This window comes from Azotobacter chroococcum, from assembly GCF_002220155.1.
GTDB classification, from domain to species: Bacteria; Pseudomonadota; Gammaproteobacteria; order Pseudomonadales; family Pseudomonadaceae; genus Azotobacter; species Azotobacter chroococcum.
In genome coordinates this window covers 838860-862825 of sequence record NZ_CP011835.1, presented here as the reverse complement: position 1 = coordinate 862825, position 23966 = coordinate 838860, and the positions used below count along the sequence as shown (strand labels likewise).

Here is a 23966-nt window from a genome sequence, read left to right as displayed (position 1 = left end):
TTGATCTGTCGGCAGGCTCAGCGACGCTTGGCCATTTCGGCGATGAAGCGGTCGAACAGCGGGGCCACGTCATGCGGGCCCGGGCTGGCTTCCGGGTGGCCCTGGAAGCTGAAGGCCGACTTGTCGGTGCGCTCGATGCCCTGCAGGGTGCCGTCGAACAGTGACTTGTGGATCGGCCGCAGATTGGCCGGCAGTGTGCTCTCGTCCACGGCGAAACCGTGGTTCTGGCTGGTGATCATCACTGCACCCGTGTCGAGGTCCTGCACCGGGTGGTTGGCGCCATGATGGCCATGGCCCATCTTCACGGTTTTCGCCCCGGAGGCCAGAGCCAGCAACTGGTGGCCGAGGCAGATGCCGAACACTGGGATCTCGGTCTCGAGAATGTCCTTGATCGCCTGGATCGCATAGTCGCACGGCTCGGGGTCGCCCGGGCCGTTGGACAGGAACACGCCGTCCGGACTCAGCGCCAGCACCGCGCTGGCCGGGGTCTGCGCCGGCACCACGGTCAGGCGGCAGCCACGTGCCACCAGCATGCGCAGGATGTTCAGCTTGACGCCGAAGTCGTAGGCCACCACATGGTAGGGCAGCTTGCCGGCCGGAATTTCCGGATGGCTGTCGGTTGCCAGCTCCCAAACACTGGAGCGCCACTCGTAGGAATCGGCGCAGCTGACCACCTTGGCCAGATCCATGCCCTTGAGGCCGGGGAAGCTGCGCGCCAGTTCCAGGGCCTTTTCCTCGGTGGCGTCGTCGCCTGCCAGGATGCAACCGTTCTGCGAGCCCTTCTCGCGCAGGATGCGGGTCAGGCGGCGGGTATCGATGTCGGCGATGGCCACACAGCCGTTTTCCCTGAGGTAGTCCGGCAGCGACTGCTTGTTGCGCCAGTTGCTGGCCAGCAGCGGCAGGTCACGGATGATCAGGCCGGCGGCCCACACGCGATTGGACTCGGCGTCCTCCGGCGTGGTACCGGTGTTGCCGATGTGCGGGTAGGTCAGGGTGACGATCTGCTGCGCATATGAAGGATCGGTGAGGATTTCCTGATAGCCGGTCATGGCAGTGTTGAACACCACCTCGCCGATGGTCTGTCCATCGGCACCGATGGATTCGCCACGAAAGATGCTGCCATCAGCAAGGGCGAGAATGGCTGGCTTAGTCAAGAAGACCTCCCGTAAATCAAGCCTGATAGGGCATACGCAGGTTGTAAAAAAGCGGAATGACGTGTAGACACATCATCCCGCTCTTTTTCAGATTGTCTGCGTGCTTTTAGGTAGACACATTGGATTGCTAGGCTACAGGAAAAGGCCCTCCCGGTCTAGCAACCGACTATTTCACTCGGTCTTTCAACGCAGCGCAAGCACGTCCTGCATGTCGTACAGTGCCGGAGCACGCCCCTCCAGCCAGAGCGCGGCACGCACCGCCCCCTTGGCGAAGGTCATGCGACTGGAAGCCTTGTGGGTGATCTCGACCCGCTCGCCTTCGGCGGCGAACAGCACGGTGTGATCCCCCACCACATCGCCGGCGCGCACGGTGGCGAAGCCGATGGTTTCCCGCGCCCGCGCCCCGGTCTGGCCTTCGCGGCCGTATACCGCCACCTTCTGCAGGTCGCGCCCCAGGGCACTGGCCACCACCTCGCCCATGCGCAGGGCGGTGCCGGACGGCGCGTCGACCTTGTGCCGGTGATGCGCCTCGATGATCTCGATGTCGACCTCGTCGCCAAGCACCCGCGCTGCGGTATCCAGCAGCTTCAGGCACAGGTTGACGCCGACGCTGAAGTTGGCGGCAAAAACGATCGGAATCTCCCAGGCCGCCTCGCTCAGCAGTTGCCGCTCGTCGACCGAAAAGCCGGTGGTGCCGATCACCATGGCCTTGCCGGCCTGGCGGCAGATTTCCAGATTCTTCAAGGTCACGGTCGGATGGGTGAAATCGATCAGCACATCGAATGCGTCCAGCACCGCCTCCAGATTGCCCGACAAGGGCACTCCGGTACGCCCCAGACCGACCAGCTCGCCGACATCGGCCCCCACCAGCGTGCTGTCCGGCCGCCCGACGGCCGCCGTCAGACAGGCTCCCGGCGCCTGCCGCGCCGCCTCGACCAGAGCCTTGCCCATGCGCCCGGCGGCGCCCATCACTGCAATACGTCGCATAACTCTGCTCCGGAAGGCGGGCGGGCCATGCCACGCCGCCGTCCTGTTCGGTTAAAGATCGTCGAAGAAGCGCTTCATGCCCTCGAACCAGCCGCTGGCCTTGGGCGAGTGACTGCTGTTGCCCTGCAGACTGCTGCGAAACTCTTCGAGCAGTTCGCGCTGGCGCTTGCTCAGGTTGACCGGTGTTTCCACCACCACCCGGCACATCAGGTCGCCCGCCGCACCGCCACGCACCGGGGCCACGCCTTTGCCGCGCAGGCGGAACAGCTTGCCGGTCTGGGTGCCTTCCGGAATCTTCAGCTTGACCCGGCCATCCAGGGTCGGCACCTCCAGCTCGCCGCCGAGCGCCGCATCGGCGAAGCTGATCGGCACCTCGCAGTACAGATGCTTGCCGTCGCGCTGGAAGATCGGGTGCTCGCGGACACTGACCACCACATAGAGATCGCCGGGCGGCCCGCCCAGGGTACCCGCCTCGCCCTCGCCGGCCAGGCGGATGCGGTCGCCGCTGTCGACCCCGGCCGGCACCTTCACCGACAGGGTCTTGTGCTCCTCGACGCGCCCCTGGCCGTGACAGTCCGGGCAGGGGTCGGCAATCATCTTGCCGCTGCCGTGACAACGCGGGCAGGTCTGCTGCACCGAGAAGAAGCCCTGCTGCATGCGCACCTGACCAATGCCGCCGCAGGTCGTGCAGGTGACCGGCGCGGTGCCCCTCTTCGCACCGCTGCCATCGCAGGTCTTGCAGTGCACCAGGGTCGGCACACGAATGGTCACCGTCGTGCCGCGAACCGCCTCCTCCAGGTTGAGCTCCAGGGTGTAGCGCAGATCGCTGCCGCGCTGCGGCCCGCCACGGGCACCGCCGCGTCCACCGCCGAAGAAATCGCTGAATACATCGCCGAAGATGTCGGAGAAATTAGCCCCGCCGGCGCCGAAACCCGCACCGCCGCCCATGCTCTGGTCGACCCCGGCATGCCCGTACTGGTCGTAGGCCGTCCGCTTGCCGGCATCGGAGAGCACCTCGTAGGCCTCGTTGGCCTCCTTGAATTTCTCCTCGGCCGACTTGTCGTCGGGATTGCGGTCGGGGTGGTACTTCATGGCCAGACGGCGGTAGGCCTTCTTCAGCTCCGCCTCGTCGGCGCCCCGCTCGACCCCCAGCACCTCGTAATAGTCACGCTTTGCCATAAATCTCATGAACTCCGGATTCGTCTGCCCCAGACACGCCGACGCGGGAGCAAGCTCCCGCGCGGCGGTTCAGGCCCATCGCAGGCGATGGGCCGGGACGGAAGCAAGCGTGATGCTTACTTGTTGCCCTTGCTGTCCTTGACCTCTTCGAACTCGGCGTCCACCACGTCGTCCCCGGCCTTGGCCTTCTCGCCGCCCTGGGCAGCCTCGCCGGACTCCGCCTGCTCGGCATACATCTTCTGCGCCAGCGGCGCAGTAGCTTGGGACAGGGCGTTCATCTGGGACTCGATCTGGGCCTTGTCGTCACCCTTGAGCGCGGCCTCCAGATCGGCGACCGCCTTCTCGATGGCGACCTTCTCGTCCGCACCGACCTTGTCACCCGCCTCGGAAATCATCTTGCGGGTGGCATGCACCAGCTGGTCGCCCTGGTTGCGCACGGAAACCAGCTCCTCGAACTTGCGGTCTTCCTCGGCGTTGGCCTCGGCATCGCGCACCATCTGCTGGATCTCTTCCTCGGACAGGCCGGAGTTGGCCTTGATCACGATGGACTGGTGCTTGCCGGTGGCCTTGTCCTTGGCGGACACGTGCAGGATGCCGTTGGCGTCGATGTCGAAGGTGACCTCGATCTGCGGCACACCGCGCGGCGCCGGCGGAATGTCGGCCAGGTCGAAGCGACCCAGCGACTTGTTCTGCGCCGCCTGCTTGCGCTCGCCCTGCAGGACGTGGATGGTCACGGCATTCTGGTTGTCGTCGGCGGTGGAGAACACCTGGGACTTCTTGGTCGGGATGGTGGTGTTCTTCTCGATCAGCGCGGTCATCACGCCGCCCAGGGTCTCAATACCCAGGGTCAGCGGGGACACGTCGAGCAGCAGCACATCCTTGACGTCGCCGGCCAGCACGGCGCCCTGGATGGCAGCGCCCATCGCCACGGCCTCGTCCGGGTTGACGTCCTTGCGCGCCTCCCTCCCGAAGAACTCGGCGACCTTCTGCTGCACCAGCGGCATACGGGTCTGGCCACCGACCAGGATCACCTCGTCGATCTTGCCTACATCGATACCGGCGTCCTTCAGGGCGATGCGGCACGGCTCGATGGTGCGCTGCACCAGCTCCTCGACCAGGGCCTCCAGCTTGGCGCGGGAAATCTTCACGTTGAGGTGCTTCGGACCGGTCTGATCGGCCGTGATGTACGGCAGGTTGACATCAGTCTGCTGGCTGGAGGACAGCTCGATCTTGGCCTTCTCGGCGGCCTCCTTCAGGCGCTGCATGGCCAGCGGATCACCCTTGAGGTCGATACCGCTTTCCTTCTTGAACTCGTCGACCAGGTAGTCGATCAGGCGGATATCGAAGTCCTCGCCACCCAGGAAGGTGTCGCCGTTGGTGGCCAGCACCTCGAACTGGTGCTCGCCGTCGACCTCGGCGATCTCGATCACCGACACGTCGAAGGTACCACCGCCCAGGTCGTAGACGATGACGGTGTGGTCACCCTTGGCCTTGTCCATACCGTAGGCCAGCGCCGCGGCGGTCGGCTCGTTGATGATCCGCTTGACGTCCAGACCGGCGATGCGGCCGGCATCCTTGGTGGCCTGGCGCTGGCTGTCGTTGAAGTAGGCCGGCACGGTGATCACCGCCTCGGTGACCGGCTCGCCCAGGTAGTCCTCGGCGGTCTTCTTCATCTTCTTCAGCACTTCGGCGCTGATCTGCGGCGGGGCCATCTTCTGACCCTTCACCTCGACCCAGGCGTCACCGTTGTCGGCCTTGACGATCTTGTAGGGCACCAGCTTGATGTCCTTCTGCACCACGTCTTCTTCGAAGCGGCGACCGATCAGGCGCTTGACCGCATAGAGGGTGTTCTGCGGGTTGGTCACCGCCTGGCGCTTGGCGCTCTGGCCGACCAGGGTTTCGCCGTCGTTGCTGTAGGCGATGATCGACGGCGTGGTGCGCGCACCTTCCGCGTTCTCGATGACCTTGGCCACGCCGTTTTCCAGCACGGATACGCAGGAGTTGGTGGTGCCCAGGTCGATACCGATGATTTTGCCCATATTCATTCTCCGAAACTTTGATTCAGCAGGCCGTTGAAAACCCCTGCGCTAACCCTTCCACTGGCCTGTCGCCGACCTCGCAGGGCCAGGCGCGAAAGCCTATAAATGCATGCCCTTACAGATGGGGGCGGGCCGCCCCATTTCAAGCCTGCCCGTCGCTCGAGGGCGTCGGCGCCTTGCTGACCACCACCATCGCCGGACGCAGCAGGCGGCCGCTGAGCAGATAGCCCTTCTGGAACACCTTGAGCACGCTGCCCGGCTCGGCACTGGTGCTTTCCTCCATGGCCATCGCCTGGTGGTGCTCGGGATTGAAGGGCTCGCCATGGGGATCGAGCTGCTCGAGCTGGTAACGCTTGAGCACGTCATGGAACATCTTCAGGGTCAGCTCCATGCCTTCGCGCATCGGCCGGATCGACTCGTCGGCCGGATCGGACAGCTCGATTCCCCGCTCGAGGCTGTCGACCACTCCCAGCAGGTCCTGGGCAAAGCGCTCGAGGGCGAACTTGTGCGCCTTCTCCACATCCTGCTCGGCGCGCCGACGCACGTTCTGCAACTCCGCCGCGGCACGCAGGGACTGATCCTGGGCGGCAGCCAGCTGCTCCTCCAGCGCCTGCACGCGAGCAACCAGGTCCTCGCCGGCAGGGGCACCTTCGGCGGCCGGGGTCGCCTCGGGCGTCTGGTTATCGAGGTTCTGTTCGTCAGCCATGCATCTCTCCTTTCAAAAAGCGGCCACGGGCGCGGCTCGTGTTTCTGCCGCCCTATATGGGGATGCAATTCAGCGCTTCAAGAGGAACTGCGCAGCCCATCGGCATTTCGCACGCCAGCAGGTTGTCGGCACAAAACCGGCTACTGTATATACGCACAGAAAACGCATTCCGGGAGCCTCGCCATGCTGGCGCACCTGTCGATCCACAATTACGCCATCGTCGAACACCTGGACCTCGAGCTGGATGCGGGCATGACCGTCATCACCGGCGAAACCGGCGCCGGCAAGTCGATCATGCTCGACGCCCTCGGCCTGGCGCTGGGCGACCGGGCCGACAGCAGCGCCGTGCGACCGGGCGCGGACAAGGCGGACATCCTCGCCAGTTTCGACCTGACGGCGATCCCCGAGGCACAGGCCTGGCTCGCCGCGCGCGACCTGGAACGCGAGGGCCCGTGCATCCTGCGCCGGGTGATCACCGCCGAAGGCCGTTCGCGCGCCTACATCAACGGTGCGCCCTGCCCCCAAGCCGATCTCCGGGCGCTCGGCGAACTGCTGATCGACGTCCACAGCCAGCACGAACACCAGTCCCTGCTGAAGAACGACACCCAGCGACGCCTGCTCGACGAATATGCCGGTGCCAGCGACCTGGCCCGCCAGGTGCGACTGGCCGCACAGCGCTGGCGGCAGACCCGCCAGGAGCTGGAAAGGCGCTGCAGCGCCGGCGACGAACAGCGCGCCCGCCAGCAGTTGCTCAGCTACCAGCTGGAAGAGCTGGAGAATCTCGCCCTCGGCGACCATGAACTGGAGGAACTGGAGGAGGAACACAAGGCCCTGGCCAACGCCGAACACCTGCTCGGCAACTGCCGCCAGGTCATCGACCTGTGCAGCGAGAGCGATGCCGGCAACGTACTTTCCGCCCTGACCGCCAGCCTGCAGCGCCTGACCAGCCTGCAGGCGCAGCCCGGCCCGCTCGGCGAGGCGATCGGCCTGCTGGCCAGCGCACAGATCCAGGTCGAGGAAGCCGTCGGCGAACTGAACCGCTTTCTCGACCACTTCGATGTCGACCCGCAGCGCCAGCAGAGTATCGAGGAACGTCTCGATGCCATCTACAGCCTGGCGCGCAAGCACCGGGTCCAGCCGCACGAGCTGATCCCCCTGCAACAGCGGCTGCTGGACGAGCTGACCGGACTGAGCGCGGACGACGAAACGCTCGAGCGCCTCGACCGGGAGCTGGCGGCCTACGCACGGCATTACCAGGAAAAGGCCGAAGAGCTCGGCGGCCTGCGGCGCCAGGCCGCCGAGCGCCTGAGCATGGCCGTGGAGCAGCAGATGCAGCGCCTCGGCATGCCCGGCGGGCGCTTCGCCATCGAACTGCATCCCTCCGCCTCGAGCGAGCCTCATCCCCAGGGACTCGAACAGCTCGAGTTTCTGGTCAGCGCCAACCCCGGCCAGCCGCTGAAGCCCCTGGCCAAGGTGGCCTCGGGCGGCGAACTGTCGCGCATCAGCCTGGCGATCCAGGTGATCACCGTACAGACTTCGCGCACCCCGACCCTGGTCTTCGACGAGGTCGATGTGGGCATCGGCGGCCCGACCGCCGAAGTGGTCGGCCAGCTCCTGCGCCAGCTCGGCCGGCACGGCCAGGTGCTGACCGTCACCCACCTGCCCCAGGTGGCCGCCCAAGGGCATCGCCACCTCTTCGTGCACAAGGCGCGCGGAGTCGACGAAACCCGCACGGCAGTCACCCGCCTGGAAGGCGATCCGCGCATTGAGGAGCTCGCCCGCATGCTTGGCGGGCTCGAGCTGACCGAGGAGTCCCTGGCCCACGCCCGCCGAATGATCGGCAGCGTCCAGGTCTGAGCGACACTGTCGGCCAAAACCAAGAAGGCGACCTTTCGGTCGCCTTCTCTGTGTTGCGCGATGACTTGCCCCGAGCCTCAGGACTTCTTGCGCACGTAGAGCACCAGATTGTGATCGACCAGCTCGAAGCCGTGCCGCTTGACGATCTCGCGCTGCAGCTTCTCGATGTCCGGATCGTAGAACTCGATCACCTCGCCGGAGTCCACGCAGACCATGTGGTCATGATGACCACTGTCGGCCAGCTCGAACACCGCATGTCCGCCATCGAAGTTGTGTCGGACCACCAGCCCAGCCGCCTCGAACTGGGTCAGCACCCGATAGACCGTCGCCAGCCCCACGTCCTCCCCGGCCTCCATCAGCGACTTGTAGACATCCTCCGCGCTCATGTGACGGTGTCCGGCAGAGTCGAGCATCTGCAGGATCTTGACGCGCGGCAGGGTAACCTTCAGACCGGCTTTACGCAGTTCGTTATTTTCAACCATGGTCGGCTTTCGTGCTGCTGCTTCGCAGCCTCCTTCAATGCAGGTATTATCAGGGATTAGTTGCCCCAGCAGATAGCGGAACTCTCCCAGCAATGCAAAACACCAAGCTCATGCTGACCAGTCTACCCCTCGTGGGCCTGCTCGCTCTTGCCGGCTGCACGATTCCCGGGGTGTACAAAATCGACATTCAGCAGGGCAATGTCGTGACGCAGGACATGATAGACCAGTTGCGTCCCGGAATGACCCGCCGGCAAGTCCGGTTTGTCATGGGCAGCCCACTGATCACCGACACTTTCCACCCTGATCGCTGGGATTATCTGTACAGCATCAAGCCCGGTGGCGGCCAGCGGCTGCAGGAGCGGGTCAGCCTGGTGTTCGACAGCAACGATCTGCTGGTCGGCCTGGCCGGCGACTTCCTCCCCGGCACCACGCGCGAAGAAGAGATCATGGGCCGCAGCGGCGGCACCGTCATCAAAAGAGCGCCAACCGAGGAAGGCGAAGAACCGGCCAAACCCGGCTCCCTGCTCGATGAGATCCAGCGCGAAGTGGACGAGGCGGAAAGCATGCCCGTACCGACGGTCGAGCCCCTGTAACCCGCCCCACTGTAAACCTGCCGCCCGCCGCACAGAAGAGAGGGCGCCAGCCCTACTCGGGCTCGGGCGACTCTTCGCCCGCCTTGGCCCTGGCAGCCTTGGCGGCCCGCTGCCGACGAACCTCCTTCGGATCGGCGATCAGCGGACGATAGATCTCCACCCGCTCGCCCTCCTCCAGCACGCGCTCCTCCGGCCTGGCCACCACCTTGCCGAAAATCCCCAGGGGACTGTTCGCCAGATCCAGATCGGGGAAGTCCCGATCGAGCCCGGAACGCAACGCCGCCTCGCGCACCGTGGTGCCACGCGGCACACTCAGGCCGACCAGCCTCTGCCGGTCCGCCAGGGCATAGACCACCTCCACGGCAATGATCTGCCTATCCATACAGCTGCTTGGCCCGTTCGCAGAAGGCATCCACCAGGGTATTGGCCGCCTGGTTGAACAGCGGCCCGAGGGTCGCCTTGACCAGCGGCCCGGAGTAGTCGAAGGTCAGGTCGAGACTGATCTTGCAGGCCTTCTCGCCGAGCGCCTTGAACTCCCAGAGCCCATGCAGGTGGGCGAAGGGTCCCTCCTCCAGGTTCATCTCGATGCTCTGCCCCGGCTGCAGGCTGTTGCGGGTGAGAAAGCGCTGACTCAAGCCCCCCTTGGCCACTTCCAGCCTGGCACGCATATGCGTCTCGCTGGCCTCCAGCACCTCGGCGGCGCTGCACCAGGGAAGAAAATCCGGATAGTGCGCCACGTCGTTGACCAGATCATAAAGAGCACGCGCCGGAAAGGGCAGCAGTGCCGAGCGGTGTATGCGAGTCGCCATTCAATGAACTCTCGGTTACTTCGTCAATTCGCCGGCAAACACGGCAGCACGCCTGGCGCCCACAACCCCCTGCGAAGGGATGCCGGGGGCTCAGGCAAGGACACGGTCGACGAAACCAGTGCACCCTGGCCACAGCTGCATGCAAAAGCGATCGGGCATTGTCCGAAATTAGCAGCCACCCCTCAAGCTCGGTGTCGCCAGCTCGCTTGCAACTGCCTATAATGCGCGCCCTATGGCTAAGCAAAAAAAACACCCTCAGGGCAACATCGCGCAAAACAAGAAGGCGCTGCACGACTATTTCATCGAACAGAAGTTCGAGGCCGGTCTGGCCTTGGCTGGCTGGGAGGTGAAGAGCCTGCGTGCCGGCAAGGCACAACTGGTCGACAGCTACGTGCTGCTGAAGGATGGCGAGGCCTGGCTGCTCGGCAGCCACATCACGCCCCTGACGACAGCCAGCACCCATGTGATTGCCGATCCGACCCGCACCCGCAAGCTGCTGCTGCACAAGCGCGAGCTCGGCAAGCTGTTCGGTGCCGTCCAGCAGAAGGGCTACGCCTGCGTCGCCCTGTCACTGTACTGGAAGAAACATCTGATCAAGTGCGAGATCGCCCTGGCCAAGGGCAAGAAGGAATACGACAAGCGCGACACCGAGAAGGTCCGCGACTCCGACCGGGAAATCCAGCGCGCCATACGCAGCAAGGGCAAGGAAGACTGAGCCCGCGGCGGTGCCATCCATGACGCCGCCCCTCCCGGTCAGCCCTCGGCCAGCCCCTGACGCCGCCGCGCCCGCGCCTCGCGCTGCGCCTCCTGCTGCACCTCGGCCAGCACCTCCTGCACGTAGTGGATGTGCCGACTGGCAATCGCCCGCGCTTCCTCGGCCCGCCCCTCGATGATCGCCTCGTACAGTTCGCGGTGCTGCTGCATCAGCATGTCGCGGGTTTCGCCGCGCTGCGCATACATGCCGCCGATATTGGTCACCACGTTGCGCCGGAGCAGGTCGAACAGCCCCTTGATGGTGTGCAGCAGCACGGCGTTGTGGCTGGCCTCGGCGATCGCCAGGTGGAAATGCGCATCGGCCAGCCCCTCCTCGGGGCCGCCACCGGGCAGCGAAGCCTCGTAACATCGCTGCAGCCGCTCGAAGGCAGCGCGCAGGCGCTCGTGATCCAGCGGCGTGGCGCGCTGCGCCGCATAGAAGGCACAGGCGCCCTCCAGGGTGTGCCGGAACTCCAGCAGGTCGCGCTGAGCCTCGGCACTGCCTTCCAGCAATTGCAACAGCGGATCGCTGAAGGTCGAGCCCAGCGCCTCGACCACATAGGTGCCGCCGCCCTGGCGACTGACCAGCAGGCCGCGTGCCGCCAGTTTCTGGATCGCCTCGCGCAGCGAGGGGCGTGATACGCCGAACTGCTCGGCCAGCGCACGCTCCGGCGGCAGGCGCTCGCCGGCCTTGAGCGAACCCTCGAGGATCATCGCCTCGAGCCGCTCGACGATGTCATCCGACAGGCGACGCTGCCGAACCGGACCGAATCCCATTGCTCTCTCCACTGGCTTGACCAGCCCACAGCCCAACTGCCGCGACCCGCCCAGCTCTTCCGCCAAGCCTAACCAGCTAGCCTGGTGCCAGCAATACCAAGAATTGGCGCAGGCTCACGATGAAAGCCACCATAAGACAAATTGACACAGCACCTGCTCAAAAACTAATCTTGTCCGGCGACAATGTAAATTGGTATTACCAATTTAGTCAAGCCGCAACAACCCGAATCGTCGATCCCATCCAAAAACAATCAAGGGGGAAACCCTATGCAAGCCTGGCAACAGCTCTACACGCCACTTGGCAGCCTCGGCCTATCGGCACTGGCCGCCCTTATCCCGATCATCTTCTTCTTCCTCGCCCTGGCCGTGTTCCGCCTCAAGGGGCACGTGGCAGGCAGCATCACCCTGGCACTGTCCATCCTGGTCGCCATCTTCGCCTACGGCATGCCGACCGACATGGCCCTAGCCGCCGCCGGCTATGGCTTCGCCTATGGTCTGTGGCCGATCGCCTGGATCATCGTCGCCGCCGTCTTTCTCTACAAGCTGACAGTGAAAAGCGGTCAGTTTGAGATCATCCGCAGTTCGGTGCTCTCGATCACCGGCGACCAGCGCCTGCAGGTACTGCTGATCGGCTTCTCCTTCGGCGCCTTCCTTGAGGGCGCGGCAGGCTTCGGCGCGCCGGTGGCGATCACCGCCGCCCTGCTGGTCGGCCTCGGCCTCAATCCGCTGTATGCCGCCGGCCTGTGCCTGATCGCCAACACCGCACCGGTAGCCTTTGGCGCCCTCGGCATCCCAATCATCGTCGCCGGCCAAGTCACCGGCATCGATGCCTTTGACATCGGTGCCATGGCCGGGCGCCAATTGCCCTTCCTGTCGATCATCGTGCCGTTCTGGCTGGTGGCGATGATGGACGGCTGGCGCGGCATCAAGGAGACCTGGCCGGCCGCATTGATGGCAGGCGCCAGTTTCGCCATCACTCAGTACTTCACCTCCAACTACATCGGCCCGGAATTGCCCGATATCACTTCAGCACTGGTCAGCCTGGTGTGCCTGACCCTGTTCCTCAAGGTCTGGCAACCCAAGTCTGCCGAAGAAACCGAAGTGGTCGGCATTTCCGCCGGAGGTGCGGCAGTGATGGGAGGTTTCGGCGGCAGCCGTCCCACCGAGCCATCCCCCTACACCCTGAGCCAGATCTTCAAGGCCTGGTCGCCGTTCCTGATCCTCACCGCCCTGGTGACCCTCTGGACCTTGAAACCCTTCAAGGCCCTGTTCGTACCGGGCGGAGCGCTGGACAGCCTGGTCCTGCTGCTGCCCATTCCGCACCTAGATCAGCTGGTGATCAAGATGACTCCGATCGTCACCGCACCGGCGCCCATGGCGGCGGTGTTCAAGTTCGATCCGATCTCGGCCACCGGCACGGCGATCTTCTTCTCCGCCCTGATTTCCATGGCAGTACTGAAAATCGCTCCGAAAATTGGTCTGACCAGCTTCAAGGAGACTTTGCTGGAGCTGAAATGGCCCATCCTGTCCATCGGCATGGTGCTGGGATTCGCCTTCGTCACCAACTATTCCGGCATGTCAGCAACCATGGCGCTGGTACTGGCCGGAACCGGTGCGCTGTTCCCGTTCTTCTCACCTTTCCTGGGCTGGCTGGGTGTGTTCCTCACCGGCTCGGATACCTCGGCCAACGCCCTGTTCAGCTCGCTGCAGGCCACCACCGCGCACCAGATCGGCGTCAACGACACCCTGCTGGTGGCGGCCAACACCAGCGGCGGCGTGACCGGCAAGATGATTTCGCCGCAATCGATCGCCGTGGCCTGCGCCGCCACCGGCCTGGTCGGCAAGGAGTCGGACCTGTTCCGTTTCACCCTCAAGCACAGCCTGATCTTCGCCGCCTTCGTCGGCCTGATCACCCTAGCCCAGGCCTACGTGTTCACCGGCATGCTGGTGCACTGAACAAGCTGTTGCGTAAGCCATGCAGCGCCGGGGACTCCCCGGCGCCTGCCATCCGATAACCGGGCCAACCCGGAGGCATGCCTGATGAGCGAACCCTTCTACAACGCCGCGCCCAACGCCACCCGCGTGGCGCCGCCCCTGCCCGAGCCGCGCCAGTACCCAGCGCAGAAACCGGGCCACGCCTACCTGTTCGGCACCTGCGTGCTCGACCTGTTCTTCCCCGAGGCCGGCCTCGACGCCATCCGCCTGCTCGAGCGCGAAGGCATTCAGGTGCATTTCCCGCAGGAGCAGAGCTGCTGCGGCCAGCCGGCCTACACCTCGGGCTACACCGACGAAGCGCGTGAGGTCGCCCGCGCCCAGCTGGCGCTGTTCGCCGAGGACTGGCCGCTGGTGGTGCCGTCCGGCTCCTGCGCCGGGATGATCCGCCATCACTACGCCGAGCTGTTCAAGGACGAGCCGGCCACCCTGCGCCAGGTGCAGGCCCTAGCCGCGCGCACCTTCGAGCTGGCCGAGTTCCTCCTCCACGTCTGCAAGGTCGAGTTCAAGGACCAGGGTTCCCAGCAAAAGGTCGCCCTGCACACCTCCTGCTCGGCACGCCGCGAGATGAACACCCACCTGCACGGCCGCGCCCTGCTCGCCCAACTGGAGAAGATCGAGCGCGTCGAGCATGACCACGAGAGCGAATGCTGCGGCTTCGGCGGCACCTTCAGCGTGCGCATGCCGGACATCTCCGGCGCCATGGTCGCCGACAAGACCCGTGCCCTGCAGGAATCCGGCGCCGCCGAAGTGGTCAGCGCCGACTGCGGCTGTCTGCTCAACATCAACGGCGCGCTGGAGAAGCAGCACGCACCGCTGCGCGGCCAGCACCTGGCCAGCTTCCTCTGGAAACGCACCGGAGGCGCCCGATGAACAGCCAGGCCCGCATCCCGGCGGTGGAGCTGTCCAGCCGCGACCTCAAGCACAACGCCCACAACGCCCTCGGCGATACGCAACTGCGCGGCAACATGCGCAAGGCCATGGACTCGCTGATGGCCAAGCGCCTGGCCGCGATGCCGGACGACTACGAACGCGAGCACCTGCGCGAGATGGGCAACCATGTGCGCGCCCGCGCCCTCTCCCAGCTGCCCGAGCTGCTCGAACGGCTGGAAGCCAACCTGACCCGCAACGGCGTGAAGGTGCACTGGGCGGAAACGGTGGATGAAGCCAACGCCATCGTCCTGCAGATCGCCGAGGCCCACCGGGCCAAACAGGTGATCAAGGGCAAGTCGATGGTCAGCGAGGAAATGGAGATGAACCATTTCCTCGAAGGCCACGGCATCGAGGCCCTGGAATCCGACATGGGCGAGTACATCATCCAGCTCGACCACGAGAAGCCCACCCACATCATCATGCCGGCGATCCACAAGAACGCCCGCCAGGTTGCCACGCTGTTCCACGACAAGCTCGGCGAAGCCTACACCGAGGACGTCGACCAGCTGATCCAGACCGGCCGGCGCATCCTGCGCCGGAAGTTCTTCGAAGCCGACATCGGCGTCTCCGGGGTCAACTTCGCGGTGGCCGAGACCGGCACCCTGCTCTTGGTGGAAAACGAGGGCAACGGCCGCATGTCGACCACGGTGCCACCGGTGCACATCGCGGTGACCGGCATCGAGAAGGTGGTGGAAAACCTGCGCGACGTGGTGCCGCTGTTGTCGCTCTTGACCCGCTCGGCGCTCGGCCAGGGCATCACCACCTACGTCAACCTGATCTCCGGGCCGCGCAAGGCCGACGAACTGGACGGCCCCCAGGAAGTCCACCTAGTGCTGCTGGACAACGGCCGCAGCCAGGCCTTCGCCGACGGCGAGCTGCGCCAGACCCTCAACTGCATCCGCTGCGGCGCCTGCATGAACCACTGCCCGGTCTACACCCGGATCGGCGGCCAGGCCTACGGCACCGTGTATCCCGGGCCGATCGGCAAGATCATCTCGCCGCACCTGATGGGCCTGGAGAATACCCCGGACCACCCGTCCGCCTCCTCGCTGTGCGGTGCCTGCGGCGAAGTCTGCCCGGTGAAGATCCCGATCCCCTCGCTGCTGCGCCGCCTGCGCGAGGAGAACATCAAGAAGCCGGATGCACCCAACCCGGTGATGCGCGGCCAGGGCAGCAAGTACTCAGCCGGCGAGCGCCTGCTGTGGAAGGGCTGGCGCCTGCTCAACACCTCGCCGTGGCTGTACCGCGCCTTCGGCTTCTTCGCCACCCGTCTGCGCGGCCTGACGCCGGGCAACCTCGGCCCCTGGACGCAGAACCACGGCGCACCGAAACCGGCCGCCCGCTCGCTGCACGAGCTGGCCCGCAAGCACCTGGAGGGCAAATGATGTCGGCCAAAGCCAATATCCTCGCCAAGCTGAGAAAGAGCCTCGAAGGCACCGCGCCGGTCGCCGACGACTACGACGTGGCTCTGGTGACCCGGCCCTGGAGCTACCCGGCCGGTGAGCGCATCGCCCGCCTGCGCCAGCTGATGGAAGCGGTGCACACCGAAACCCACCTGACCACCACGGCCGAATGGCCGGAACTGCTGGAAAAGCTGCTGGCCGACAAACAGCTGCCCAGCCTGCTGATCGCCCCGGCCACCGCCCACGGCGCGCAGCTCGCCGCGCACTTCGCCGGGCGCGAGGGCCTGCCGCAGCTCAAGGCCTACGACCGGCCGGTCGAGGAGTGGAAGGCCGAGCTGTTCGACGACACCCCGGCGAGCCTGACCGGCACCCTCGGCGCGATCGCCGCCACCGGCAGCCTGATCCTCTGGCCGACCCGCGAGGAGCCTCGACTGATGAGCCTGGTGCCGCCGGTGCACTTCGCCCTGCTCAAGGCCAGCGAGATCCACGACAACTTCCTCGAGGTGCAGCAGAAGCAGCAGTGGGCCGCCGGCATGCCGACCAACGCCCTGCTGGTGTCCGGCCCCTCGAAGACCGCCGACATCGAGCAGGTGCTCGCCTATGGCGCCCACGGACCCAAGGATCTGATCGTGTTGATCCTGGAGGACGCATGACCCTGCCCGCTGCCTTTCTCGCCGCCGTCGAGCGGCTGATCCCCCGCGAACGGCGTTTCGACGACCCGCTCTCCACCCTGGCCTTCGGCACCGACGCCAGCTTCTACCGGCTGATCCCCAAGCTGGTCGTGCGCGTCGAGTCCGAGGCCGAGGTGGTCAAACTGCTGCGTCTGGCCTCTGCCTCCCGCGTGCCGGTGACCTTCCGCGCCGCCGGCACCAGCCTCTCCGGCCAGGCAGTCACCGATTCGGTGCTGATCGTCCTCGGCGAACACTGGAACGGCCGCGACATCCGCAACGGCGGCGCGCAGATCCGCCTGCAGCCCGGCGTCATCGGCGCCCACGCCAACGCCGTGCTGGCCCCGCTGGGGCGCAAGATCGGCCCGGACCCGGCCTCGATCAACGCGGCGAAGATCGGCGGCATCGTCGCCAACAACTCCAGCGGCATGTGCTGCGGCACCGCGCAGAACAGCTACCACACCCTCGCCGCCCTGCGCCTGGTGCTGGCCGATGGCAGCGTGCTGGACACCGAGGACCCGCTCAGCGTGGCGAGCTTCGAGGTCAGCCACGGCGAGCTGCTCGAACAGCTTGCCGAGCTGGGCCGGCAGACCCGCGCCGACGAGGCGCTGGCGGCGAAGATCCGCCACAAGTACCGGCTGAAGAACACCACCGGCCTGTCGCTCAATGCCCTGGTCGACTACGACCAGCCGCTGGATATCCTCACCCACCTGATGGTCGGCTCCGAGGGCACCCTGGGCTTCATCAGCGCAGTGACCTACGACACCGTGCCCGAGCATCCGCACAAGGCCAGCGCGCTGATCGTCTTCCCCGACGTGGAGACCTGCTGCAACGCCGTGCCGGTGCTCAAGCAGCAGCCGGTCTCGGCGGTGGAACTGCTCGACCGGCGCAGCCTGCGCTCGGTGGAGAACATGAAAGGCATGCCGGACTGGGTGAAGAGCCTGTCCGCCACCGCCTGCGCCCTGCTGATCGAGACCCGCGCCTCCGGCCCCTCGCTGCTGGAAGAGCAGATCGAGCGGATCACGGCGTCCATCGCCGGCTTCCCGGTGGAGAAACAGGTCGACTTCAGCAGCGACCCGGCCGTCTACAACCAGCTGTGGAAGATCCGCAAGGACACCTTCCCGGCGGTCGGCGCGGTGCGCAGAACCGGCACCACGGTGATCATCGAGGACGTCACCTTCCCGATCGAGCGCCTGGCCGAGGGCGTCAACCGGCTGATCGAGTTGCTGGAAAAACATCATTACGACGAGGCGATCCTGTTCGGCCACGCCTTGGAGGGCAACCTGCACTTCGTCTTCACCCAGGGCTTCGACGAGCCGGCCCAGGTCGCCCGCTACGAGGCCTTCATGCAGGAGGTCGCGCAACTGGTAGCGGTGGAGTTCGGCGGCTCGCTGAAGGCCGAGCACGGCACCGGGCGCAACATGGCGCCCTTCGTCGAGCTGGAATGGGGCCATGACGCCTACCAGCTGATGTGGAAGATCAAGCGCCTGCTCGATCCCCAGGGCATCCTCAACCCCGACGTGGTGCTCTCGGAAGACCCCGAGATCCACCTGAAGAACCTCAAGCTGCTGCCGGCCGCCGACGAGATCGTCGACAAGTGCATCGAATGCGGCTTCTGCGAGCCGGTCTGCCCGTCCCGCGGACTGACCCTGACGCCGCGCCAGCGCATCGTCATGTGGCGCGACATTCAGGCCAGACGGCGCAGCGGCACGGCCAGCGAAGCCCTGGAAAAAGCCTACCGCTACCAGGGCATCGACACCTGTGCGGCCACCGGCCTCTGTGCCCAGCGCTGCCCGGTGGGGATCAACACCGGCGATCTGGTGCGCAAGCTGCGCGGCCTGGAAGCCGGCCATAGCGGCACCGCCGACTGGCTGGCCGAACACTTCGCCGCCAGCGTGCGCGCCTCGCGCCTGGTGCTGGTCGCCGCCGACGGCGCCCGCCGCCTGCTCGGCGCGCCGCGCCTGGCGAAGCTCAGCGCCGCCCTGCACCGAATCAGCGGCGGGCACCTGCCGCAGTGGACGCCGGCCATGCCGCAGCCGGTGCGCCTCCAGCAGACCGCCGCGCCGCAGCCCGACGAGCGCCCGCGGGTGGTCTATCTCGCCGCCTGCGTGTCGCGCGCCATGGGCCCGGCCTGTGACGACAAGGAACAGGCGCCGCTGATCGACAAGACCCGCGCCCTGCTGGAGAAGGCCGGCTACCAGGTGATCTTCCCGGAAGGTCTGGACAAGCTCTGCTGCGGCCAGCCGTTCGCCTCCAAGGGCTATGCCGAACAGGCCGGGCACAAGTGCCGGGAAACCCTCGACGCCCTGCTCGAGGCCAGCCGCGGCGGGCTCGATCCGATCTACTGCGACACCAGCCCCTGCACCCTGCGGCTGGTCAAGGAGCTGACGGACGCGCGCCTGCAGATCTTCGATCCGGTGAAATTCATCCGCACCTTCCTGCTCGAGCGGCTGGACTTCGAGCCGCAGGACACGCCGGTCGCCGTGCATGTTACCTGTAGCACCCAGCACCTCGGCGAAGCCGAGGCGCTGATCGACATCGCCCGGCGCTGCGCCAGGGAGGTGGTGGTCCCGGAAGGCATCCACTGCTGCGGCTTCGCTGGCGACAAGGGCTTCACCAGCCCCGAGCTGAACGCCAACGCCCTGCGCAACCTGAAGGATGCAGTGCAGTACTGCGAGGAAGGCATCTCCACCAGCCGTACCTGCGAGATCGGCCTCAGCCGGCACAGCGGCCTCGACTACCACGGACTGGTCTACCTGGTCGACCGGGTCAGCCGTGCCAAGGTCCGCCCGGCCTGATCCCGCCGGGGGCAGGGATGCCCCGCCGGCCGGCCGCCCTTCAGGAGTCGCCCTTGACCCGCTCGACCTGTCCGGCCGACGGCGCGTCGTCGGACGATGCCTGCCCCTCCTCGGGTGCCGCCGCTCCCGGCAGATCGATCCAGAAGCAGCAGCCGTGCCCCGGCTCGCTGTAAAAGCCCATGCTGCCGTTCATCATGGCGACCAGTTCATGGCACAGCACCAGGCCGATGCCGGAGCCGGGAATGTTGGAACTCTCCCGGCCGAGGCGCTGGAAAGGCTGGAACAGCTGGCTCTGCTGCTCGGCATCAAGCCCCGGTCCGGTGTCCTTGACCCAGAGACGCACGCAGTCCGAACGCACCTCGTAGCCGAGCGTGACCCGGCCCTGCGGACGGTTGTACTTGATCGCATTGGACAAGAGGTTCAGCAGGATCTGCCGCAGACGGCGGGAGTCGGCCTGCACGTAGAGGGGCATGCACATGGGTATCAGCTGCAGCTGCAGCTGGCGCTCGCGGACCTGCGGCTGCACCAGTTCGGCGCAACTGGCCAGCATGACGCCGACCTCGACCGGCCGGACATGCAATTGCTGGCGGCGCCCTTCCAGGGTGGAAAGGTCGAGGATGTCGTCCACCAGCGCGGTGAGATGCCGACTGGCCTTGACGATTTCCTGGGCATACTCGCCAATCGGGTTCGCCTCGGGCCGGCCCTCCACCTCCAGTTCGATCAGTTGGGCGAAGCCCTGCACCGCGTTCAGCGGCGTACGCAGCTCGTGGCTCATGCTGGACAGGAAGCGGCTCTTCGCGCGGCTCGCATCCTGAGCCTCCAGGGTGGCGCGACGCAGGTCTTCCTGCACCGCCTTCAGCCGCGAAATGTCCACATGGGTACCCGCCGAGTGCAGCACCCTGCCACTGGCATCCCACTCCAGCGCCTGGCCACGGGACAGCAGCCAGACGTACTGGCCGGCACGGTCGACACAGCGATACTCCACCTCGTAGACGCCGTCGGCTCCGCTGAAGAAGCTGTCGCGCCGCTGCCTGAGACGCTCCATGTCGTCCGGGTGAACCAGCCGGTTGAACTCCTCGATGGTCACGTTCTCGGCGTCCAGGGCGAAACGCCTGGCAAAGCGGCTGCTCACCCGGATCTGGCTCTTGTCCGCCATGATTTCCCAGAGACTCTCGGTGGTGTTCTCCATCACCACCTCCAGCAGGCGCTGGGCCCGGGAACGCTCGGCCTCGCTGGCCTGCAGCTGCCGGTCGCTGCTGTACACCGCATCGGCCATCGCATTCAGCTCCTCGATCCGGCTGTCCTGCAGCGGCAACGGCCGATCGCTCCCCGCACGCCACTGGCCCTTGCCCAGATAGCGCAGCATGTCGACGATGCCGCTGATCGGCTGCCCCAGTTCGCGGCTCAGACGCTGCGAGCGCCGCCACCAGAGCACCAAGAGCAGCACATGGAGCAGCAGCAGAGCGGCGATCAACAGGTAGCCGATCTTCTGGTAGTGGGCCGCCAAGGCCCGGGTCGGCTGGAAGATCCTGTCCTTGTCCACGACCAGCAGCAGACGCCAGCCGGTCAGGGGAATCCGCCGCCAGACCAGCAGATGCTCGTGGCCGTCGAACATCGCCGTCTGCACCTCCCCTTCGGCGCCGGTCGCCTGCAGCAGATGCTCGGCCTCGCGCCGATGCTCCGGAGCATTGACGGCGAAAGCGCTCGGCATCCCGCCCCCCCGCGGCAGACTCATGGCACTCCCTTCCTCGTCGATCAACAGGCCATACCCCTGCCACGGCACCTCCAAGGCGCCGATTCCGGCCAGCATCCTCTCGAGGTCGATCTCCAGACCGACCACCCCCTCCAGGAAATTGCCGCGGTATACGGGGGCGACCGTCGCCATTCGCCAGCGTCCGGAGGCGTCGAGATAGGGCGAGGTCCAGACCGGCTCGCGCTCGGGGTTTTGACTCTCGGCGGCCCGGGAATAGAAGTTGTACCCGGAAGACGGCCTGTCGCCGAGATCCTTCTGCAGCACGTCGAAGAACGGGAAGTACCGGGTGTAGTGGTCCCAACTGCGGAAATAGACCGCAACCACCAGCGGGTCGGCCTCCTTGATCGAGCGCATCAGGGGATCGAGCTGCGACAGACGCAGTGCCTTGGCCCGATCCTGCCGCTCCGGCGGTATGCTTTCCGCATAGAAGGAAGCCGCGCGACCATTGTCGCTGCGGCTGTAGAAGCTCCCTTTCGGACCGAGCACATGCCGCGCCCGCTCCACCTCATCCGGCTGGAAGCGCTCGTTCTGCAGCGCATGGACGACGGCTTCGCGGAAGATCCGCGTCTGCTTCTCGACGCTCCACAAGCGCCAGTCGACGACCTCGGCCTCGCGCTGCGCATCACTTTCCAGGCTCTGCCGCGCCCGCTCTTCGAGATGTCCAAGCTGGGCATCGCGTGTGGCGGCATTGCTCAGCAGATAGGCGCCGATCAGTACGGATTCCACTAATATCAACGGAATCAATGCGCACTGAACGAATGCACGCCAGATCCACCGGCGCAAGGGGTATCGCATTGCCCGAGGCATAGAAAAGTCCCGTCACCCAGCGACGTCAAAAAAGGCATCATATAGCAGCCCGCCGGCGAATTTCGCCAGCCTCGACAGTCGACGTGCCGAGCTATTTGCCGTAAACTTGACTTGACACCTAAGGTTTTGGGGCCGATTAGGATTCGACGCCGGTAACGAAACTTGAGGGGCATGCCGAGTTGGTAACAGAACTCGTAAATCCACTGTTGCAAACCTATAGTTGCCAACGATGACAACTTCGAAGGGTACGCGCTAGCCGCCTAACCTTCATCTGGTCGCTTCGGCGCCAGCGATCATCAGGGGATGCCTGTAAACCCGAAGTGATCGTCAGATAGAACAGGATCGCCGCCAAGTTCGCTGTAGACGTAACGGCTAAAACCCATACAGCTCGCTCCAAGCACCCTGCCACTCGGGCGGCGCGGAGTTAACTCAGTAGAACTGGCTAAGCATGTAGAACCGATAGCAGAGAGCTGGCGGACGGGGGTTCAAATCCCCCCGGCTCCACCAAATGAACGTTTCGACATGTTCCCACATGACCCGAAACACCCCTGAAAAGCCCGCCTCGCGCGGGCTTTCTTGTTTCCGACTGTCTCCCTTGTCGCTGCCTATCCTTCCCCGCCGTGTATCCCTGCGGGAGCAAATACCAGTGCCACGGGTTCACGGCCCTCGGACCGGCGCAAGGCACTTGGGGGCGGCCAGCCCCGTCGAGCAATAACGGCTCCCGGTCGCCCCCACTAAAGCAACCATAATTTCGATAAATTCCTTTCGAAAACCGCGTTTTTCTTCCAGTCCGGTGAAGACTAGCCTTGCTGACAGCCATGCCCCTTCAACCTTCCGGAGAAACCCGATGATCATCCTGCGCCCGGCCGCCGAACGCGGCCATGCCAGCCTGGACTGGCTGGACAGCCGCCACAGTTTTTCCTTCGCCGACTACTACGACCCGCGCCACATGGGTGTCTCGCGGCTGCGGGTGATCAACGACGATCGTGTCGCGCCACGGAGCGGCTTCGACGCCCATCCGCACCGCGACATGGAGATCATCACCTATGTGCTGAAGGGAACCGTCGAGCACAAGGACAGCATGGGTAACAACAGTCAGCTGAAGGCCGGAGAAGTCCAGGTGATGAGCGCCGGCAGCGGCATCGTGCACAGCGAGTACAACCCTTCGGCCAGCGAGCCGCTGCACCTCCTGCAGATCTGGATCCAGCCGCAGCAGAGCCACGTGCCGCCACGCTATGCCCAGAAGGACTTCTCCGCCGTGCAGGGAATCGGCCTGCTGGTTTCGCCGGACGGTCGCGAGGGATCGCTGCCGATCCACCAGGATGCCTGCCTGTACCTGGTCCGCCTGGAAGAACACCAACAGGTCAGCCAGCCGACTCGCGCCGAGCGCACCTACTACCTGCACGTCGCCAGTGGCAGCCTGGAAGTCAATGGCGTGCCCCTCAAGGCCGGCGACGGCGCCACGCTGACCGGCGAGCAGGGGATCGCGCTGGAGGCCGGCGACAGAGCCGAGGCGCTGCTGTTCGACCTGCCCTGAACTGCCAGCCCGCTCAGAAGCGGAACACCTCGACGTCCCGGGTCGGGCTGGCGATGGGGATATCCGGCGCCTGCGGCGGTTTTTTCTCCACTTTGGGCGCTGCCGCCCGCGGACTCTTGCGTGGCTCCGGCGCCGGAGCCGATGCCTGCTGCTTGGCCAGCGGCCGGATCGCCGCCGCCAGCTGTTCGGCCAGGCGTTGCAGCACCAGGCTCTGCGCCCGCACCTGATCGGCACTGGAGTTCTGATGCGGCTCCTCCAGACGGATCAGGCGACTCTCTCTGAGGCGTCCCTGGCGATCCAGCAGACGCCATTGAGCCTCCAGCACGGCGGGCTGCTTCGGTCCCGAATCCAGGCGGGTGATGTTCAGCTGGACCTGCACGTCCGGCTTGAAGCCGGGCGCGCCCGGCTCGGGCACCAGGCGGTGGCTGTCCAGACGCCAGGCCAGCTGGCGCAGCAGCAGCTGGTCGATATCGGCCTTCAGGTCGCCGGCCCAGCGGGCATCGCGGGCCGTGCTCAGGCTGCCATCCTCGTGACGCTGTACCAGGACGGCATCCTTTTGCAGATAGTCGGCCAGGGTCACCGGGCCGAGCAGCACGGCCATGCCATTGCGTTCGGGAGTCGCGGGGTCGCCGCCGTCCAGCCGATAAAGGGTGGTCGTCGGGCGAAAGGAACAGGCGCCCAGCAACGACAGGGCAGCCAGCAGGACCAGCAAACGAAAGCGCGGGAATCTCATCGATGT

At 65.6% G+C, this 23966-nt stretch carries 20 protein-coding genes and 1 other RNA gene; 10 read left to right on the top strand and 11 right to left on the bottom strand.

Features of this window, described 5'->3' with window-relative positions; all coding sequences use genetic code 11:
- Window positions 1-17: 17 nt before the first annotated feature.
- From carA to grpE, 5 genes are all read right to left on the bottom strand, one after another.
- On the bottom strand, window positions 18-1154 hold the full coding sequence (gene carA, locus ACG10_RS03965) for a glutamine-hydrolyzing carbamoyl-phosphate synthase small subunit (protein WP_089167222.1): 1137 nt from the start codon (window positions 1152-1154) through the stop codon (window positions 18-20).
- A 183-nt stretch (window positions 1155-1337) separates the two neighbouring features.
- On the bottom strand, window positions 1338-2141 hold the full coding sequence (dapB, locus tag ACG10_RS03960) for a 4-hydroxy-tetrahydrodipicolinate reductase (RefSeq protein ID WP_089167221.1): 804 nt from the start codon (window positions 2139-2141) through the stop codon (window positions 1338-1340).
- Between the two features lie 51 nt (window positions 2142-2192).
- The gene (dnaJ, locus tag ACG10_RS03955) at window positions 2193-3320 is read right to left on the bottom strand and encodes a molecular chaperone DnaJ (protein ID WP_089167220.1); all 1128 of its coding nucleotides are present in this window, start codon (window positions 3318-3320) and stop codon (window positions 2193-2195) included.
- A 116-nt stretch (window positions 3321-3436) separates the two neighbouring features.
- Window positions 3437-5359 carry a molecular chaperone DnaK gene (gene dnaK / locus ACG10_RS03950; protein ID WP_089167219.1) on the bottom strand — a complete coding sequence of 641 codons (1923 nt, stop codon included), beginning with the start codon at window positions 5357-5359 and terminating at the stop codon, window positions 3437-3439.
- Between the two features lie 142 nt (window positions 5360-5501).
- Window positions 5502-6065 (bottom strand): nucleotide exchange factor GrpE, encoded by a 564-nt coding sequence (gene grpE, locus ACG10_RS03945; RefSeq protein WP_089167218.1) that lies wholly within the window; start codon window positions 6063-6065, stop codon window positions 5502-5504.
- Between the two features lie 183 nt (window positions 6066-6248).
- Here grpE and recN point away from each other — a divergent pair, with 183 nt between their 5' ends.
- On the top strand, window positions 6249-7922 hold the full coding sequence (gene recN, locus ACG10_RS03940) for a DNA repair protein RecN (protein WP_089167217.1): 1674 nt from the start codon (window positions 6249-6251) through the stop codon (window positions 7920-7922).
- A gap of 77 nt (window positions 7923-7999) precedes the next feature.
- On the opposite strand, the gene fur is transcribed toward recN, so the two are convergent.
- Window positions 8000-8404: a ferric iron uptake transcriptional regulator gene (gene fur / locus ACG10_RS03935; protein WP_039802036.1), complete on the bottom strand. Its 405-nt coding sequence runs from the start codon at window positions 8402-8404 to the stop codon at window positions 8000-8002.
- A 92-nt stretch (window positions 8405-8496) separates the two neighbouring features.
- Here fur and ACG10_RS03930 point away from each other — a divergent pair, with 92 nt between their 5' ends.
- Complete coding sequence (locus ACG10_RS03930) at window positions 8497-8997, top strand: outer membrane protein assembly factor BamE (protein ID WP_089167216.1); 501 nt, start codon at window positions 8497-8499, stop codon at window positions 8995-8997.
- Window positions 8998-9049: 52 nt separating this feature from the next.
- Here the strand turns inward: ACG10_RS03930 and ACG10_RS03925 are convergent, their stop codons facing one another.
- Window positions 9050-9379 (bottom strand): RnfH family protein, encoded by a 330-nt coding sequence (locus ACG10_RS03925; RefSeq protein ID WP_089167215.1) that lies wholly within the window; start codon window positions 9377-9379, stop codon window positions 9050-9052.
- Window positions 9372-9806, bottom strand: coding sequence for a type II toxin-antitoxin system RatA family toxin (locus tag ACG10_RS03920; RefSeq protein ID WP_039802030.1), 435 nt, complete (start codon window positions 9804-9806; stop codon window positions 9372-9374). The genes ACG10_RS03925 and ACG10_RS03920 overlap by 8 nt, the downstream gene beginning before the upstream one ends.
- Before the next feature lie 232 nt (window positions 9807-10038).
- Between ACG10_RS03920 and smpB the strand changes: the two genes are divergently transcribed.
- Complete coding sequence (gene smpB / locus ACG10_RS03915; RefSeq protein WP_039802028.1) at window positions 10039-10521, top strand: SsrA-binding protein SmpB; 483 nt, start codon at window positions 10039-10041, stop codon at window positions 10519-10521.
- A 38-nt stretch (window positions 10522-10559) separates the two neighbouring features.
- On the opposite strand, the gene ACG10_RS03910 is transcribed toward smpB, so the two are convergent.
- Entirely contained in the window at window positions 10560-11336 is a 777-nt protein-coding gene (locus tag ACG10_RS03910; protein ID WP_089167214.1) for an FCD domain-containing protein, read from the bottom strand.
- Between the two features lie 267 nt (window positions 11337-11603).
- Here ACG10_RS03910 and ACG10_RS03905 point away from each other — a divergent pair, with 267 nt between their 5' ends.
- The 5 genes from ACG10_RS03905 (at window position 11604) to ACG10_RS03885 (ending at window position 19130) form a co-directional block, all read left to right on the top strand.
- Window positions 11604-13292, top strand: a complete 1689-nt coding sequence (locus ACG10_RS03905) for a lactate permease LctP family transporter (RefSeq protein ID WP_089167213.1) — start codon at window positions 11604-11606, stop codon at window positions 13290-13292.
- A gap of 84 nt (window positions 13293-13376) precedes the next feature.
- Window positions 13377-14201, top strand: coding sequence for a (Fe-S)-binding protein (locus tag ACG10_RS03900; RefSeq protein ID WP_089167212.1), 825 nt, complete (start codon window positions 13377-13379; stop codon window positions 14199-14201).
- A complete protein-coding gene (locus ACG10_RS03895; RefSeq protein WP_089167211.1) occupies window positions 14198-15646 on the top strand; it encodes a LutB/LldF family L-lactate oxidation iron-sulfur protein in 1449 nt (482 codons plus the stop codon). The genes ACG10_RS03900 and ACG10_RS03895 overlap by 4 nt, the downstream gene beginning before the upstream one ends.
- A complete protein-coding gene (locus ACG10_RS03890; RefSeq protein WP_089167210.1) occupies window positions 15646-16317 on the top strand; it encodes a LutC/YkgG family protein in 672 nt (223 codons plus the stop codon). Before ACG10_RS03895 ends, ACG10_RS03890 begins: the two co-directional genes overlap by 1 nt.
- Window positions 16314-19130 carry an FAD-binding and (Fe-S)-binding domain-containing protein gene (locus ACG10_RS03885; RefSeq protein WP_089167209.1) on the top strand — a complete coding sequence of 939 codons (2817 nt, stop codon included), beginning with the start codon at window positions 16314-16316 and terminating at the stop codon, window positions 19128-19130. The genes ACG10_RS03890 and ACG10_RS03885 overlap by 4 nt, the downstream gene beginning before the upstream one ends.
- Window positions 19131-19170: 40 nt before the next feature.
- On the opposite strand, the gene ACG10_RS03880 is transcribed toward ACG10_RS03885, so the two are convergent.
- Window positions 19171-21609 carry an ATP-binding protein gene (locus ACG10_RS03880; RefSeq protein ID WP_232487188.1) on the bottom strand — a complete coding sequence of 813 codons (2439 nt, stop codon included), beginning with the start codon at window positions 21607-21609 and terminating at the stop codon, window positions 19171-19173.
- A gap of 209 nt (window positions 21610-21818) precedes the next feature.
- On the opposite strand from ACG10_RS03880, the gene ssrA reads away from it, so the two are divergent.
- Both ssrA and ACG10_RS03870 read left to right on the top strand, forming a co-directional pair.
- Window positions 21819-22197: a transfer-messenger RNA gene (ssrA, locus tag ACG10_RS03875) on the top strand.
- A gap of 340 nt (window positions 22198-22537) precedes the next feature.
- The gene (locus tag ACG10_RS03870) at window positions 22538-23227 is read left to right on the top strand and encodes a pirin family protein (protein WP_089167207.1); all 690 of its coding nucleotides are present in this window, start codon (window positions 22538-22540) and stop codon (window positions 23225-23227) included.
- Window positions 23228-23240: 13 nt separating this feature from the next.
- Here the strand turns inward: ACG10_RS03870 and ACG10_RS03865 are convergent, their stop codons facing one another.
- Window positions 23241-23960 (bottom strand): PqiC family protein, encoded by a 720-nt coding sequence (locus ACG10_RS03865; RefSeq protein ID WP_089167206.1) that lies wholly within the window; start codon window positions 23958-23960, stop codon window positions 23241-23243.
- Window positions 23961-23966 lie beyond the last annotated feature (6 nt).

Bases quoted from the DNA above. Each gene is read 5' to 3' on its own strand.
- grpE (WP_089167218.1), bottom strand. From the start codon at position 6,065: ATGGCTGACGAACAGAACCTCGATAACCAGACGCCCGAGGCGACCCCG.
- ACG10_RS03930 (WP_089167216.1), top strand. From the start codon at position 8,497: ATGCAAAACACCAAGCTCATGCTGACCAGTCTACCCCTCGTGGGCCTG.
- ACG10_RS03925 (WP_089167215.1), bottom strand. From the start codon at position 9,379: ATGGATAGGCAGATCATTGCCGTGGAGGTGGTCTATGCCCTGGCGGAC.
- fur (WP_039802036.1), bottom strand. From the start codon at position 8,404: ATGGTTGAAAATAACGAACTGCGTAAAGCCGGTCTGAAGGTTACCCTG.
- ACG10_RS03890 (WP_089167210.1), top strand. From the start codon at position 15,646: ATGTCGGCCAAAGCCAATATCCTCGCCAAGCTGAGAAAGAGCCTCGAA.
- recN (WP_089167217.1), top strand. From the start codon at position 6,249: ATGCTGGCGCACCTGTCGATCCACAATTACGCCATCGTCGAACACCTG.
- dnaK (WP_089167219.1), bottom strand. From the start codon at position 5,359: ATGGGCAAAATCATCGGTATCGACCTGGGCACCACCAACTCCTGCGTA.
- ACG10_RS03895 (WP_089167211.1), top strand. From the start codon at position 14,198: ATGAACAGCCAGGCCCGCATCCCGGCGGTGGAGCTGTCCAGCCGCGAC.
- smpB (WP_039802028.1), top strand. From the start codon at position 10,039: ATGGCTAAGCAAAAAAAACACCCTCAGGGCAACATCGCGCAAAACAAG.
- dnaJ (WP_089167220.1), bottom strand. From the start codon at position 3,320: ATGGCAAAGCGTGACTATTACGAGGTGCTGGGGGTCGAGCGGGGCGCC.
- ACG10_RS03920 (WP_039802030.1), bottom strand. From the start codon at position 9,806: ATGGCGACTCGCATACACCGCTCGGCACTGCTGCCCTTTCCGGCGCGT.
- ACG10_RS03885 (WP_089167209.1), top strand. From the start codon at position 16,314: ATGACCCTGCCCGCTGCCTTTCTCGCCGCCGTCGAGCGGCTGATCCCC.
- ACG10_RS03900 (WP_089167212.1), top strand. From the start codon at position 13,377: ATGAGCGAACCCTTCTACAACGCCGCGCCCAACGCCACCCGCGTGGCG.
- ACG10_RS03905 (WP_089167213.1), top strand. From the start codon at position 11,604: ATGCAAGCCTGGCAACAGCTCTACACGCCACTTGGCAGCCTCGGCCTA.
- ACG10_RS03910 (WP_089167214.1), bottom strand. From the start codon at position 11,336: ATGGGATTCGGTCCGGTTCGGCAGCGTCGCCTGTCGGATGACATCGTC.
- ACG10_RS03865 (WP_089167206.1), bottom strand. From the start codon at position 23,960: ATGAGATTCCCGCGCTTTCGTTTGCTGGTCCTGCTGGCTGCCCTGTCG.
- dapB (WP_089167221.1), bottom strand. From the start codon at position 2,141: ATGCGACGTATTGCAGTGATGGGCGCCGCCGGGCGCATGGGCAAGGCT.
- ACG10_RS03870 (WP_089167207.1), top strand. From the start codon at position 22,538: ATGATCATCCTGCGCCCGGCCGCCGAACGCGGCCATGCCAGCCTGGAC.